8 protein-coding genes are annotated in these 15,492 nt (G+C 63.6%); 6 read left to right on the top strand and 2 right to left on the bottom strand.

Annotated features, from left to right (window positions below; translation table 11 throughout):
• Positions 1–17 precede the first annotated feature (17 nt).
• The 3 genes from GNK13_RS09905 to GNK13_RS09915 all read left to right on the top strand — a co-directional run bounded on the left by GNK13_RS09905 (position 18) and on the right by GNK13_RS09915 (position 2,830).
• A complete protein-coding gene (locus GNK13_RS09905; RefSeq protein ID WP_164102359.1) occupies positions 18–1,046 on the top strand; it encodes an ABC transporter ATP-binding protein in 1,029 nt (342 codons plus the stop codon).
• 26 nt (positions 1,047–1,072) lie between these two features.
• Positions 1,073–2,068 carry an ABC transporter ATP-binding protein gene (locus GNK13_RS09910; protein WP_164102360.1) on the top strand — a complete coding sequence of 332 codons (996 nt, stop codon included), beginning with the start codon at positions 1,073–1,075 and terminating at the stop codon, positions 2,066–2,068.
• A gap of 192 nt (positions 2,069–2,260) precedes the next feature.
• A complete protein-coding gene (locus GNK13_RS09915) occupies positions 2,261–2,830 on the top strand; it encodes a hypothetical protein (RefSeq protein ID WP_164102361.1) in 570 nt (189 codons plus the stop codon).
• 248 nt (positions 2,831–3,078) lie between these two features.
• On the opposite strand, the gene aspS is transcribed toward GNK13_RS09915, so the two are convergent.
• A complete protein-coding gene (gene aspS / locus GNK13_RS09920) occupies positions 3,079–4,854 on the bottom strand; it encodes an aspartate--tRNA ligase (RefSeq protein WP_164102362.1) in 1,776 nt (591 codons plus the stop codon).
• A 111-nt stretch (positions 4,855–4,965) separates the two neighbouring features.
• The gene (locus tag GNK13_RS09925) at positions 4,966–8,040 is read right to left on the bottom strand and encodes a PVC-type heme-binding CxxCH protein (RefSeq protein WP_164102363.1); all 3,075 of its coding nucleotides are present in this window, start codon (positions 8,038–8,040) and stop codon (positions 4,966–4,968) included.
• 234 nt (positions 8,041–8,274) lie between these two features.
• Between GNK13_RS09925 and GNK13_RS09930 the strand changes: the two genes are divergently transcribed.
• The 3 genes from GNK13_RS09930 to glgX all read left to right on the top strand — a co-directional run bounded on the left by GNK13_RS09930 (position 8,275) and on the right by glgX (position 15,485).
• On the top strand, positions 8,275–11,184 hold the full coding sequence (locus GNK13_RS09930) for a PSD1 and planctomycete cytochrome C domain-containing protein (protein ID WP_203329011.1): 2,910 nt from the start codon (positions 8,275–8,277) through the stop codon (positions 11,182–11,184).
• Positions 11,185–11,200: 16 nt separating this feature from the next.
• The gene (locus GNK13_RS09935) at positions 11,201–12,664 is read left to right on the top strand and encodes a DUF1501 domain-containing protein (RefSeq protein ID WP_235935010.1); all 1,464 of its coding nucleotides are present in this window, start codon (positions 11,201–11,203) and stop codon (positions 12,662–12,664) included.
• Positions 12,665–13,220: 556 nt separating this feature from the next.
• A complete protein-coding gene (glgX, locus tag GNK13_RS09940) occupies positions 13,221–15,485 on the top strand; it encodes a glycogen debranching protein GlgX (protein WP_235935012.1) in 2,265 nt (754 codons plus the stop codon).
• The last annotated feature ends 7 nt before the right edge of the window (positions 15,486–15,492 follow it).

Consider the following 15,492-nt stretch of genomic DNA (forward strand, 5'->3'; position numbering starts at 1 on the left):
GACGGACACGCACGCTCATGTCGACCCTGCCCACTGTGAATCGCGGCACCGAAGCGACCGCACCGCCCCAGCCCGTGCTGGCTGTCGAAGACCTCCGCGTCAGCTTTCGCAGCGACGAGGGAGAGGTCCGCGCCGTCCGCGGCGTCTCGTTCGACGTCATGCCTGGAGAATGCTTGGGGCTGGTCGGCGAGAGCGGTTCGGGCAAGAGCGTGACGAACCTGGCGCTGATGGGGCTGGTGCCACGCCCGCCGGGAAGGGTTGATTCGGGGCGCGCTTGGTTCGACGGAGACGATCTGCTGGCGCTTCCCGATGCGGAACTGGAAACGATTCGCGGCCGCCGGATCGCGATGATTTTCCAAGACCCAATGACGGCGCTCAATCCGCTGATGACCGTCGAGCAGCAATTAACCGAGGTCACCCGCAAGCACCTCAAGCTCAATCCCCGCCAAGCCCGGGACCGAGCGGCGGAGATGCTCGAAGCGGTCGGGATCAGTTCGCCCGCCAAACGACTCCGCGACTACCCCCATCAATTCAGCGGCGGGATGCGGCAGCGCGTGATGATCGCGATGGCGCTGTCCTGCGATCCGCAACTGTTGATCGCCGACGAGCCGACCACCGCGCTCGACGTGACGATTCAAGCTCAAATCCTCGATCTGCTTCGCGACCTTCAGCACCGCCTAGGAACGTCGATCATCATGATCACGCACGATCTGGGCGTGGTCGCCAACATCTGCCAACGCGTGATGGTGATGTATGCCGGACGGATCGTGGAATCGGCCTCGGTCGAGGAGCTGTTCGACGCTCCGCAACACCCTTACACCCAAGGCTTGCTCGATTCGATTCCGCGGTGGGATCAGCGGGGCAGCGAACAGCTGAAAGCGATTCCCGGTCAGCCGCCGAATCTGGCCACCGCGATCGCCGGCTGTGCCTTTCAACCTCGCTGCGAGTACGCGATCGACCAGTGCCGCTTGGTCGATCCGCCGCTGGTGACGCTCGGGGCCGACTCGGATCGCGCCGCGGCGTGCCCCGTGCGAGCCCCTCAATAAATTCTTGCTGATTGCCTGAGCGCTCGATGATTGCTTCTTCCACACCACTGCTGCGCGTCGAAGACCTGCAGGTCTATTTCCCCTTTAGCCGCGGTTCGTTGCTGCGGCCCCAGAAGGGTTTTATCCGCGCGGTCGATGGAATCGATCTGGAGATTGGGGAAGGAGAAACCTTCGCGTTGGTCGGCGAATCGGGCTGTGGAAAGTCAACCACCGCCCGGGCCATCATCAACTTGGTCCGCCCGACCGGAGGGCGAGTGCTGCTCGAAGGCCGCGACATCGCAGGCCTCGGCGATGCCGCAATGCGTCCTCTGCGGCGGGTCGTCCAAATGGTTTTCCAGGACCCTTTCGCCTCGCTGAATCCCCGGATGACGGTCGGCGATATCATTGGCGAACCGCTGAAGATCCATCGCTTGGCGGCGGGCCGCGACGCCCAGCTGGAAGTCATTCGCTTGATGGACTTGGTGGGTCTCAACCCTCGGTTCTTGAATCGCTACCCGCATGAGTTCAGCGGCGGACAGCGGCAGCGAATCGGGATCGCACGGGCATTGGCCGTCCAGCCCAAGTTGATCCTGTGCGACGAGCCGGTTTCGGCTCTGGACGTTTCGATCCAGGCTCAAGTGATCAATCTGCTGATGGATCTCCAGCAACGTTTGGGGCTGTCGTATCTGTTCATCGCGCACGATCTTGGCGTGGTGCGGCATATCGCGCATCGCGTCGGCGTGATGTATTTGGGGCGGATCGTGGAGACGGCGGCCGTCGACGAGTTGTTCAACAACCCGCGGCATCCCTACACCCAGGCCCTGCTGTCGGCTGTCCCCACCCCCGACCCGCGGCAGCAATCGACGCGTCAGCGGATCGTTCTTAAAGGAGAAGTTCCCTCGCCCGACCGCGAGTACCCGGGCTGTTCGTTCGTCGATCGTTGCCCGCTGGCGGAGGCGGGATGCCGAGAAGTGCGTCCGCTGTTGCCAGAAGCCCCGCACGCGACTGCCTGCATCGTCGAGCAGAGAGCCGAGAGCCACTGAGTACGGAGTACGGAGTACGGAGTACTGGGTACGGAGTCCTTGCCCGGCGGCTGAGCGGCGGAATAATGCCGGGGTGCGACCGCACTTGCGATTGCCCAACCGTTATAATCGTCAATTCGCGGTCGGGATGTTACCGGCCGCATCGATTGTTTCTCTCGGTTTACCCACGGGCTTCACGGAGAAATCGGAACTATGGTACGCACGCTATTTGCCGCCTCGCTGGCGGGTTTGCTGACGATCGCAGCCGTTTCGGCCGGTGCCGCGGAAAAAGCGGCCGACGGGCTGAAGAAGGGCGATCCGATCGGCGCCTTCTACGTGACGAAAGTCGCCGGTGCCGCGGACGACGGCGTCGAGAAGGGTCAGCAGTTGTGCTATCGCTGCAAGTACGGCAGCCGCCCGATGGTGATGGTCTTTGCCCGGGAAACCGGCGGCAAAGTCAACGAATTGGTGACGCAGCTGGATCAGGCGGTCGAGCAGAACAAGGACGCTCAGCTCCGCGGCTTCCTGACGCTGATCGGTGACAAGAAGGAAAATCTGACCAAGCACGCAGAAAAAGTCGCCACCACCACCAAATCGAAAAACTTCCCGATCGTGGTCGCCGAAGACACCGAGAACGGACCGAACTCCTACCAGCTCGATCCGAAGGCGGAAGTCACGGTCGTGATCGCCAGCGATGGAGAGGTCATCTCGCGTCACTCGTCCAAGGCGGCCGAGCTCGACGTGGCCGCGGTGATGAATGAAGTCAAGACGATGCTGAAGTAGTCGCGTTCCCGACGCGCCCCAAAACGCAAACCCGGCGTCCACTCCCAGACGCCGGGTTTTTTCGTGCCCCGTACGTCAGGCTTTCCAGCCTAACCGATGCGTCTCATCAGCCGCCACGCGCTAGCGTCCGGTTTCTACGGCGTTTTCGAAAACCGGGGGCTAGCGCCCGGCGGCTGATGAATAACAGGGTTCTCTGCCAGAGTGCATATTCAGGACAGTTGTCAGGCTGGAAAGCCTGACGTACACGCTTACGACTTGACCGAGACGCTGCGGAGGGCGAGCTCTTTGAGCTGCTTGTCGTCGACCGATCCGGGCGCTTCGGTCATGTTGTCGTACGCTCGCTGCGTCTTGGGGAAGGCGATCACTTCGCGGATGTTCTCCAGTCCGGCGAACAGCATCACCCAGCGGTCGATGCCGAGCGCGATCCCGCCGTGCGGCGGGGCCCCGAACCGCAGGGCGTCGAGCAGGAAGCCGAACCGGTCCTTGGCCGTTTCTTCGTCGATCCCCAGCAGATCGAAGACCTGCCGCTGGATCTCCTGGTCGTGGATTCGGATCGTCCCGCCGCCCGCTTCGGAACCGTTGATGACCAAATCGTAGGCCTGGGCGCGACACGCTTCGGGATCGCTCGCCAGCCGCTCGAGGTCCTGCGGCCGCGGCGCGGTGAAGGGGTGGTGCATGGCGACAAACCGCCCTTCCTCTTCGTCGCGCTCGAACATCGGGAACTCGACGACCCAGGAGCAGTGCAGCGCGCCCGGCTCATACAGCTTCAGCTCGGCACCGAGCCGTTTGCGGAGTCCGTTGAGCCCTTTGCAGGTGACGTTCCAGGAATCGGCCAGGATCAGCAGCAGGTCGTTCGGCTCGGCTTCCATCGCGGTGGCGATTTCCGCAAGGTGTGCGTCCTCGAGGTTTTTGCTGATCGGCGACCACAGCGTGCCTTCGGGCTCGACGCGGAACCAGGCCAAGCCTTTCGCGCCAAAGTCGTGTTTGACGTATTCGGTCAGCTCGTCGATCCGCTTGCGCGAGAAATCGCCCGCCGCGTTCTTGACGTTGATCCCTCGGACGAAACCGCCGGAGTCGGCCGCTCCACGGAACACGCGGAACTCGGTCTTTTTGGCGATCTCGGTCAGATCGACGATCTCCATCCCGAACCGCAGGTCGGGCGCGTCGTGCCCGAACCGCCGCATCGCCTCGTCATAGGTCATTCGGGGCAGCGGCGTGGGGACGTCCACTCCGAGGATGTTCTTTGCCGTCCGAGCGACCAGGCCGTCGATCATGCCGATCACATCGTCGGCGTCGACGAACGACATCTCCATGTCGAGCTGCGTGAATTCGGGTTGCCGGTCGGCCCGCAGATCCTCGTCGCGGAAGCACTTGGCGACTTGGACGTAGCGGTCAAATCCGGCGACCATCAAGATCTGCTTGTACAGCTGAGGCGACTGGGGCAGCGCGTAGAACTTGCCCGGATGGACGCGGCTCGGAACCAGATAGTCGCGGGCCCCTTCGGGCGTGCTGCGGCCGAGGATCGGCGTCTCGACGTCGATGAAGTCGTTCTCGGCAAAATAGTCCCGCATCTCCTTGATGATCTGGCTGCGAAGGATCAGCGACCGCTGCATGGCGGGTCGCCGCAGATCGAGGTAGCGGTAGCGGAGCCGCAGATCCTCGCCCGGCAGCTCCTGCTGGGTCGGTACGAAGGGAGGACTGTCGCAGTCGTTCAGCAGCTCGACCTCTTCGCTCCGCAGTTCGACTTCGCCGGTGGCCAGTTTGTCGTTCTTCTTGCCTTCGAGCCGTGCCGCCACGACTCCCCGCACGCGGATGCACGACTCGTTCGACAGCCGACCGGCCGCGTCGACGTTCGCTTGACCACTCTCGGGACCGACCACGACTTGGGTGATCCCATACCGATCGCGGAGGTCGATGAACACCGCCCCGCCGTGATCCCGCGTGCTTTCGACCCAACCACAGAGGGTGACGGTTTGTCCAATATGCTCGGGGCGGAGTTGGCCACAGGTGTGCGTACGGAGCAAAGCAACGTTCCTTCGTGAACGATGGGCGCGGCCCGACCGGAACCGCGCGGAGAGTGCGGGAAAAGTCGGGCATTCTAGCGACGAAGAGCCGACACCGAAAAGGTGAGCAAGCTACCGCCCTGCCTCGACCTTGATTTCGGCGACTCCCGGAAGGCTTTTCGCGTTGGGGTCGCTCGGTGGTTTGTCGAGCGCCAGGAAGGTGAGCAGGTCGAGCAACTCCTGCCGGCTGAGCTGCTTCTCCAGTTCCTCCGGCATCATCGAGAGCTCGCTCAGCCTTTCTTGCTCGATTTCGTCACGCGGAATCGTCTCGGTCTTTCCGCCCTGCAGCTTGAGCACGACGCGCTGCGGATTGCTCTCCACGGCAATCCCCGAAAGGACGCGGCCGTCGACCGTCAGCACGTTGGTCTGCTGGTACCCGACGCCGATCACCAAGCTCGGGTCGAGCACGTTGGAGAGCAGTTGGTCGAGCGTCGTGCGGCCGATCAGCGTGATGTCAGGCCCCACCTCCTGGCCCTGCCCGTGGATCTTATGGCACTGGGCGCAGAGCTTGGTGAATACCGCCTGGCCGCGATGCGGATTGCCGGCTTGCTGGCCGAGCTGAACGCGAATCTCGGCGATCAGCTGGTCGGCCTCGGGATTCCGCCCGCTGCGGATCGAACCCCACCGCGAGCGGACCATCTCGGCGAGCTCCGGATCGCCGGCCGCGAGCAGCTGCCGGACTTGATTGACGTGGAGCGCCGTGGCTGGAATTTCGTCGCGGCCGATTCGCTCGAGCAACGCCTTGCTCCAAGACGCCCGCTGAGTGAGCAGTTCGATCGCTTTGGGCTGTACCGCGGGCTCCTGAAGCGAGTAATTCCGCAGCACCACCTCGGCCACCTGCGGCAGCGCGAGGCGTCCCAGGGCAGCCAGTGCCGCGCCGCGAAATTCGGGCGACGATTGCCGTGGCCGGCTGAGGATCGCGTCGACTTCCTCGAGCACCGACCCGTGTCCCGCTGCGACGAGTGCCTCGAGCGCTTCGAGCCGCACTGCCGCGGGCGATTCGGTCGAAGCGAGCCGAGCCCGCACGGCGGCCACTCCGGCTGGATCGCTCCAGGTCGTCGCCAGCAGCGCCGCGGGAATCAGTAATGGATGGTCCGCCTCGGCAAACACCTTCTCCAGCTCGGGCCGGAGCTCCTTGCGAAGCGACTCGAGTCCCGGACCCCCCAATTCTCCCGACTGGATCTTCGCGGTCAGCATCCGTAGCGTTTCGGCCGCCGTGCCGAAGTCGGTCATCGCCCTAGCAGTCGTTCCGTCGGTCGCTTCACCAGCGAGCATCGCGGTCAGCAAGGCTGCGACGGTCGAGGCATTCTTCTCTCCGCCGTCGAGCAAGCGTTCGATCGCTCGCGGCAGAATCTCACGCATCACGGCCGCCTGTCGCAACTCCTCGCGACGGGCCTGTTCGAGAAAACGGTCGCCCTGCGAGTCGAGCAGCGGGTAGAGGTTTTGCCAGATCACGTTCGGCAGGATCTTGTCGTCCCCGACGTGGGTCAAGGCGTCGCCGAGCAGAGCAATCGCGTCGAGCCCCTCGATCTTGTTCGCAGCGATCACCACCTGCAGCCGCACATCGGCCGATGGATCCGCGACGAGGGCGGCGACTTGGCGGGTGACCGCCGGGCTGGGGTTGCGGAAATTGCCCGCCGCGCGAACGCCCCACGCGCGATAGCCCGGGTCGGTATGCCGCAAGAGTGCTGCGTGGAATAGCTCCTCCAAGCGGCCCGTGCTGACCAGCGACCACAAGGCGTGCATCCGCGTCTTGCGAGCGACCGACGCGTCCATCACGAGTCGCTCGAGCTGCGGCCGCGTCTCGGACGAGTCCCGCTCGGCGAGCAACCGTTCGGCGAGCAACCGCTGGGCGAGATCGCGGAAGTAGACGTTCGGGCTGTGCAGCCGCTCGACGAGCTGTGCGTCGGTCTCTTCCGCCAAATCAAAGCGGGGAGCCCGCGGTGTGTCTTGGTAGCGAATTCGATAGAGCCGCCCATGCAGACGATCGACTCCCGCCGGATCGCGATTGGCGTCTTGATAGCAGTGGAATCGGTCGTACCAGTCGAGGACGTACAAGCACCCATCGGGCCCCGTCTTCTGGACCACCGGCATGAACCACACATCGTTGGCTTGCAGAAAGTCTTCTTCGGTCGTGCCGAAGTAGGTCGCTCCGTCGCGCTGCAATTTGTCGACGTTGATCGCCCCAGCGTGGACGTTCCCCATGTACAGCTTGTCGCGATACGGTTCAGGGTAGGCGTCGCTGTCGAAGTAATGGATTCCGCAGTACGCGGCCAATTGGTGTTTGTGCTCGACGATCGATTCCATCTTCCAGGTGTAAGGCGGATAGGGGCCTCCTTGGCGGTGGTAGTAACCAGTCTCAACCAAGTGCCAAAGGTGGTCGATTACGCACGCGCTGACGAACGCACTTCCCTCGGGATCCCAAGCGATGCCCCAGGGATTGCTGGTTCCCTCGGCGAAGACTTCGAAGGCGCGGGTGCGGGGATGGATGCGGAACAGGGCACAGGTGAAGTGGTGCTCCTTGCCCTGGTGCTTGATATGGCTCGGGTTGAAGACCCCGTTGAGCCCATACAGCCAGCCGTCGGGCCCCCAGGTCAGCGAATTCGGCAGCTCGTGCGTATCGTCGCGGCCGAACCCGGTGACGACGACCTCCCGCGTATCGGCGACGCCATCGCCGTCGGTGTCCTGCATGAAGAGGATGTCGGGAGCGTTGGCCACCCACACGCCTCCATAGCCGACGGCGATCCCCGAGGGAATATTCAGGCCGTCGGCGAAGATGGTCGTCTTGTCGACTCGCCCATCGCCGTCGGTGTCCTCGAGGACTTTGATCCGGTCGCGTCCCGGGCCCGGAGCACGACGCGGATACTCGAGACTCTCGGTGACCCAAAACCGTCCCCGCTCGTCGATCGTCATCGAGACCGGGTTGACCAGCTGCGGCTCGGCGGCGACGAGCTCCACCGAAAAACCTTCCGGGACGCTCATCTTCTGCAGCGCTTCCTCCGGCGACAGCGGCGGCCCGGGCGGCTTTTCCTGGCGGCGTGGGATGAACTCCTCCGCTCCGATCGCCGGAGTGACAAGTCCCGAGAACGCAAGGACGAGGAGCGTACCGAGAACAGCAGGGGACCGGAGTCGGAAACAGCAATTCATGGCGGGCTCGAGAGACGGGACGTGAGAGACAAAGAAAAGCGAGAGGCGGGTGCACGCAATCGTAGAGCGAGCCCACAGCGGTCTCAACCAATTTCGCCGGGCCTCATCCCGCCTGCTCAGCGGAGCGGTGAGCACGAGTGGGAGTAGGAGCACCGACGATCTCCGCTCGGATCTGCTACGATTGCGGTTTCCCTTCCTGTTTCCACACCGATCGACCACCCCGGGGGCGGTGAGATGCGCCATCACCAGCTTTCAATTCTGCCGTGGATGGGCCTGCCGTGGATGGGCCTGTTCTTGCTCGGGCTGTTGGGGGTTGGAGTGTGGGGGGCCGCGCCGCCGGCCCGCGGCGACTCGCCGGCTCCAGGCCAAACGCCCGACTATCTCGAGCAGATCAAACCGCTGCTGCTGAGCAAGTGCGTCAGCTGTCACGGTCCGCTTCGGCAGGAGGGCGGGTTGCGAGTCGATACCGCGGCGCTGCTGCTCGACGGGGGTGATTCGGGAGAGGTCGTCGTGGCCGAGGAGCCGGACCAGAGTTATCTGCTCGACCGCATCACCGCCGAACATGGCGAGGACCGGATGCCGCCGGAGAGTGAAGGCGAAGCGTTGACGGCCGAGCAGATCGAGCTGTTCCGTCGCTGGATCGCCGCTGGGCTTCCCGCACCCGAAGCGGAAGAACCGCTGCCTCCGCCCGAAGAGCACTGGGCCTATCAGCCAATCGAGCGTCCGGAAGTTCCACCCGCAGCCGCCGATCCTTTGGGCGAGCCGCGGAATCCGATCGATCAGTTCTTGGCGATCGCGCACCAGCAAGCAGGCGTCACCGCGGCGCCGCGTGCCGACGCCGCCACGCTGCTCCGCCGCATCACGATGGACTTGACGGGCCTCCCACCGCGGCCTGACGAGCTCGCGGAGTTCATGGCCGACGATTCCCCCGAAGCGTACGCCCGCGTCGTCGACCGGTTGCTCGACAGCCCGCGGTTCGGCGAGCGCTGGGGCCGGCACTGGATGGACGTTTGGCGGTACAGCGATTGGGACGGCTACAAAAACGAACTCCGTGGCAGCCAGCGGCACATCTGGCACTGGCGCGACTGGATCATCGAGTCGTTGAATGAGGATAAGGGATACGACCAGATGATCCTGGAGATGCTCGCCGGCGACGAGCTGGCGCCGGAGGATCCCGACACGCTCCGCGCCACCGGTTTCTTGGCTCGCAATTATCATCACAGCAACCGCGATATCTGGCTCGACGCGACGGTCGAACATACGGCCAAAGCGTTCCTCGGGATGACGATCGCCTGCGCGCGATGCCATGACCACAAGTACGATCCAATCAGCCAACGCGAGTACTACGCGTTCCGGGCGATCTTTGAGCCGCATCGAGTCCGCTCCGACCGCATTGCCGGCCAGCCCAACGTGGCTCAGGACGCGCTGCCGCGAGCCTTTGACGCCGAGCCCGAGGCGGAGACGTATCTATACATCCAAGGAAACGAGAAGCGGCCCGACAAAGAGCATCCGCTCGCTCCGGCGGTCCCGGCCTTCTTCGATCGCCCGCTCAGCATCGAGCCTGTTTCGCTACCGCTCCAGGCCTACTTTCCGGCCGCCGCCGAACACGTCGAGCGCGAGGATCTCGCAGCGGCCGCTCGACGCGTCGAGGCCGCCCAAAAAGCCCTCGATGCGTTAGCTCCGGCGAAAGAGTCGAGCGACGAGCAAGCCGCGGCATCGAATGGGGAACTCGAACTCGCTCGGCTGAAGCTTTCGGCCGCCCGGGCCGCCGAGCAATCGCTCGCTCGCCGCTGGGACGCCGACCGCGCGAAACACACCGACCAGCCTGCAGAGGAAACGGAGCGACTCGCCGCCGCGGCGGCCACCGCCGAACGCCAAGCGAAGCTGTTGGAAGCCGAGCTGCAGGTCGCGGAGAAAGAGCGGGCGGCGGAGAAAGCCGAGCAAGCCGCACAGGCCGCTGCCGACAAACAAGTGGCCGCAGCCGACAAGCCGGCGGACGCAGCGGACGCAGCGGACGCCAAGAAGCAGCAAGCCGCAGTGGCCAAACTTCAGAAGGCGGCCGAACAGGCGAGCAAAGAACTCGCAGCGGCTCGCGAAGCCTTGACCGCAGCCCAAACCGCGGCAGGCGAAACCGCAACCGGTGAAGAGAGCCATGAGTACACGGCGGTGGGAGAAGCCTACCCGCGACAAAGCACCGGCCGACGGTTGGCACTGGCCCGCTGGATCGCCAGCCGCGACAACCCGCTCACCGCGCGCGTCGCGGTGAACCACGTTTGGTTGCGGCATTTTGGGACGCCCTTGGTCGACCGCGTTTTTGATTTCGGGCTTGAAGCTCCCCGGCCTGCGCATGCGGACCTGCTCGACTGGTTGGCTGCCGAATTGGTCGATTCCGGCTGGTCGCTCAAGCACCTCCATCGGTTGATCGTCCACTCGCAAGCCTATACAGCCGCCTCGAGCGGGCTGGCAGTGACTGAGCCAGTTGGACTGCGGCAATCGGCCAAGATCGATCCCGATAACCGTTTGTTCTGGCGAGCCAACACGCGGCGGCTGGATGCGGAGGTGATTCGCGACAGCCTGTTTTTCGTCTCCGGCAGCCTCGACCTGACGCTCGGAGGGCCCGAGATTCCGGCCACCGAGGGTGAGACGGTACCCCGCCGCAGCGTCTATTTTCAGCATGCCTACGAAAAACAGATGACGATGCTGACGCTGTTCGATGCGGCCAGCCCCAACGAGTGCTACCGCCGCGGCTCGAGCATCCTTCCGCAGCAAGCGCTGGCTCTCTCCAACAGCACGGCGAGCCTCACCCAGGCCCGCCGCCTGGCCCGTCAGCTCTGCAGCGCCCCGATTGATGCCGCGGCAACCGGCGAGGAAGCGGGTGCCAGCGAGCCGCTGCTGCCGGCCGAGGCGTTCATTCGCGCGGCATTTGCCCGGGTGCTCTCGCGGCCACCGCGGGCCGCCGAGGTGCAACTCTGTCTTGAGTTTCTCGACCGCCAACAGCGGTTGCTGGCCGATCCCGCGCAGCTCACCGCCTCGGCGGGCAAGGCCGCTCCGCAGCTCGCTCCGGCGGAAGATCCTGCGGTCAGGGCCCGCGAAAACCTGTTGCACGTTTTGCTCAACCACAACGACTTTGTCACCCTCCGCTAGTTCGAGGCAACGACCGGTGAGTCCTTTTGAACCAACCCGTCGCGACTTTCTGTCGAATCTCGGCATGGGCTTTGGCAGCGTTGCGCTTTCGGCGATGCTTCACCGCGACGCGATGGCCGCCGCACCGGTGAGCCACGGTAATCATTTGCCGCTCGCGAGCGTTGCTCCCAAAGCGAAGAGCGTGATCTGGCTGTTCATGATCGGTGGGACCAGCCATCTGGAGTCGTTCGATCCGAAGCCGGCGCTCAACAAGTACGCGGGAAAAACGATCGACGAGACGCCGCACCGCGACGTGCTCAACTCGCCGTTTCTGAAGAACGAGCGAGTCGTCGCGTTTGACCCCAACAACGGCCACGTTCGCAACGAAATTTTTCCGCTGCAGACCGGCTGGAAGAAGCGGGGGCAGAGCGGGCTGGAGATCAGCGACTGGTGGCCCCATCTGGGCGATTGCGCCGATGACCTGGCGATCGTTCGCTCGATGTGGACCGAGGACAGCAACCATGGGGCTCAGCTGCAGTTCCACACCGGGCGGCATCGCGTCGACGGCTTTTTTCCGACGATCGGCTCGTGGGTGAATTACGGGCTGGGCTCGATCAACGACAATCTGCCGCAGTTCGTCGTGATGGGGGACCCGATCGCCGACTGCTGTGGCGGACGAGAAGCGCACCGGGCGAATTACCTCGGCCCGCAGTACGACGGGATCCCGCTGGATGTTGATCCGGTCGCCCCGCTTCCCTATGCCCAACCACCGGGCGACGTTTACCGCGAGGAGCAGGCGGGCGAGTTCGAGCTGCTCCGCCAGCTCAACGGAGTGTCGGCCGAAGCCTATCCGGACGACGAAGCGCTCCGCGCCCGCATCCGCTCGTACGAACTGGCGTTTCGGATGCAGGCAGCGATTCCCGAAATCGTCCAGTTCAACGACGAGACGCAGGTCACGCGGCAGCTGTATGGGCTCGATCAAGCGGAGACCAAGACGTTCGGCGAACAGATGTTGACCGCTCGGCGATTGGTCGAGCGGGGAGTGCGGTTCGTGCAGGTCTACCACGGCAACAATGGCGGGGCCGGGCAGTGGGACTCGCATAAGGGCCTCAAAGCGGGCCATTCGCGGCTGTGCCAGCAAGTCGATCAACCGATCGCGGCTCTGCTGAAAGACCTCAAGCAACGAGGGCTGCTCGACGAGACGCTCGTCGTCTGGGCGACCGAGTTCGGGCGAACGCCGGGGTCGCAACTCGCCGACGGCCGCGACCACCATCCGTTCGGGTTCAGCGTCTGGATGGCTGGCGGAGGCATTCGCGGCGGCGTGGCCCACGGCCGCACCGATGAGCTTGGCTACCACGCGGTCGAGGACCGGCATTACGTAACCGACATCCATGCGACGCTGCTCCACCAGCTCGGACTCGACCCCCGCCAACTGACGGTCCCGGGGCGGAAGCGGCTCGAGAAGGACTTTGGCAGCCCCATCGAAGCGATCATCGCCTAGCCCCGGTCAGGACTCGGGGAAAATGTCGCGAAACCGTGAGTGAAATCAGCCGCCATGGGCTAGCGTCCGGTTATTCATGCGTTTGGATAAATGTGTTGCAAGTTCATGTGGTGTTTGAAGTTGCGACAGACCGTCGCGAGACAGTGGGTTAAATCAGCCGCCACGCGCTAGCGTCCGGTTCTCACTGCGTTTTCGGAAACCGGGGGCTAGCTCGGATTATTCATTCGCTTGCATAAATGCGCTACAAGTCCTTGTGGTGTTTGAAGTTGCGACGGACCCTCGCGAAACAGTGCGTTAAATCAGCCGCCACGCGCTAGCGTCCGGTTATCACGGCGTTTTCGGGAACCGGGGGCTAGCGCCCGGCGGCTGATGAATAATCCAGGCTAGCGCCCGGCGGCTCACCCGAGGCTAGCGCGTGCGGCTCAGAAGGTTGAAGCGGCACACGCTTTGCTTTCCGCCTTGCGGTGGAGCTGAGACGGTGACTCCGGAGGACGTCTCGCCCCCGCATGCGGGATCCATCCCACGGAGAAGTCAGCAGCGTCGAAGGAAGCATTGGATGTCGACCGCCGAATCAAAGCAGTTTGTGGGGCAGCACAAGCGTGCACGAGGAATCCGCAGCCAGGAAGAGCGCGTGGGGCTCTCTTCGTCGGTGCTGCGGATCTGGCCCGGGTTGCCCTATCCGCTGGGAGCGACCTGGGACGGCCGCGGGGTGAACTTTGCGATTTACTCGGAAAACGCCACCAAGATCGAGTTGTGCTTATTCGATTCAATCGAGTCCCAAAAGGAGAGCGTCCGCATTCCGGTGACCGAGCGGACCAATCAGGTCTGGCACGCCTATCTGCCCGACGTGACGCCGGGCCAGTTGTACGGATATCGAGTTCACGGGCCGTACGATCCCGAGCAAGGGCATCGCTTCAATCCCCACAAGCTGCTGCTCGACCCGTACGCCCAGTCGATCGCCCGCCGTCCGCAGTGGCACGACGCACTGTTCGGCTACACCGTGGGCAGTGCCGAGGAAGACCTCACCTTTGACGATCGCGACAGCGCTCCCTACGCCCCGCTGGCACGCGTGGTCGATCCCTCCTTCACCTGGGGAGATGATCGCCGTCCCAACACCCCGATGCACAAGACGATCATCTATGAGATGCACGTCCGCGGGTTTACGAAACTGCATCCGGGAATTCCCGAGCCGCTACGAGGCAGCTACGCCGGACTGGCGAGCGACCCGGCAATCGAGCACCTGACGAAACTCGGGATCACCGCCGTCGAACTGCTGCCGGTCCACTTTTTCCTTAACGACCGGCATCTGCTCGATCAGGGGCTGTCGAACTACTGGGGTTACAACACGCTCGGCTTCTTCGCCCCCGAGCTCGCCTACGACGCTCCTTCGCGATCGCTCGACTCGGTCGGGGAGTTCAAGACGATGGTGCGAGCACTGCACGCAGCCGGGATCGAGGTCATTCTGGACGTCGTTTACAACCACACGGCCGAAGGCAACCAGCTCGGGCCGACGCTCTCGTTCCGCGGCATCGACAACGCCGCCTACTATCGGCTGTCCCCAGAAAATGCCCGCTACTACACCGATTTCACCGGTTGCGGCAACACGCTCAACATGACCAATCCGCAGGTCCTGCAGTTGATCATGGACAGCCTGCGGTACTGGGTCACGGAAATGCACGTCGATGGGTTCCGGTTTGACTTGGCCAGCACGCTTGCCCGCGAATTGCACGAGGTCGACAAGCTCGGTGGATTCTTCGACATCATCCATCAAGACCCGGTGCTCAGCCAAGTCAAGCTGATCGCCGAGCCGTGGGATCTGGGGCCCGGCGGCTATCAAGTCGGCAACTTTCCAGTCCAATGGTCCGAGTGGAACGGAAAGTACCGCGACTGCGTGCGGCATCTATGGAAGGGTGACGGCGGTTTTGTCAGCGAGTTCGCGACCCGCGTTTGCGGATCGAGCGATCTCTATGAGTGGAGCGGAAAACGGCCGCACGCGAGCATCAATTTTGTCACCTGCCACGACGGGTTCACGCTGCACGACCTGGTTTCTTACAACGAGAAACACAACGAGGCCAATGGCGAAGACAATCGCGACGGGGCGGATGACAACATCTCGTGGAACTGCGGTGAAGAAGGCCCTACTGAGGATCCGGAAATTCTCGAGCTGCGGGAGCGTAAGAAGCGGAGCATCCTGGCGACGCTGATGCTTTCCCAAGGGGTGCCGATGCTCCTCGCCGGTGATGAGATGGGCCACACGCAGCAGGGCAACAACAATACCTACTGCCAAGACAACGAACTGACTTGGCTCCACTGGGATTTGACGAAAGCCCAGGAAAAGTTGCTGGAGTTTACGCGGCGTCTGATCGAGCTTCGCCGCTCGCAACCGGTTTTCCATCGCCGCCGGTTTTTCCATGGGCAAGCAATCGAAGGGGACGCCGCGCCGGAAGTCGCCTGGATCAACATCCACGGCGCTGAGATGACCGAGGAAGCCTGGAACACGGAATACTCGAAGTGTCTCGGACTTTTGTTGTTCGGCGACAGCATTGACGTCGACGATCACGGCGATCAGATCAGCGGCGATTCGCTGTTGATCCTGTTCAATGGTGACCACGGCGACCCGATCCCTTTCACGCTGCCCGAAGTCGAGGAGCAGGGGCCCTGGGAGCGGATTCTCGATACCAGTATGCCGGACGCCGAGCCCGAAATCTTCCAGGCAGGGCAACCGTACTCGATGGCCGCCGCCTCGGTGATCGTGTTTCGCTTAGCCCCGGAGTTGGTTGAACCTTCCACCGAGGCCGAAGGAGCCAAACGGAATGCCTAGTTCCAAC

The sequence above is a fragment of the Candidatus Laterigemmans baculatus genome (assembly GCF_010367455.1).
Taxonomy (GTDB): domain Bacteria; phylum Planctomycetota; class Planctomycetia; order Pirellulales; family Pirellulaceae; genus Laterigemmans; species Laterigemmans baculatus.

Coding starts and splice junctions, on each gene's coding strand:
- GNK13_RS09905 (WP_164102359.1), top strand. CDS start 18: ATGTCGACCCTGCCCACTGTGAATCGCGGCACCGAAGCGACCGCACCG.
- GNK13_RS09925 (WP_164102363.1), bottom strand. CDS start 8,040: ATGAATTGCTGTTTCCGACTCCGGTCCCCTGCTGTTCTCGGTACGCTC.
- glgX (WP_235935012.1), top strand. CDS start 13,221: ATGTCGACCGCCGAATCAAAGCAGTTTGTGGGGCAGCACAAGCGTGCA.
- GNK13_RS09930 (WP_203329011.1), top strand. CDS start 8,275: ATGCGCCATCACCAGCTTTCAATTCTGCCGTGGATGGGCCTGCCGTGG.
- GNK13_RS09910 (WP_164102360.1), top strand. CDS start 1,073: ATGATTGCTTCTTCCACACCACTGCTGCGCGTCGAAGACCTGCAGGTC.
- GNK13_RS09915 (WP_164102361.1), top strand. CDS start 2,261: ATGGTACGCACGCTATTTGCCGCCTCGCTGGCGGGTTTGCTGACGATC.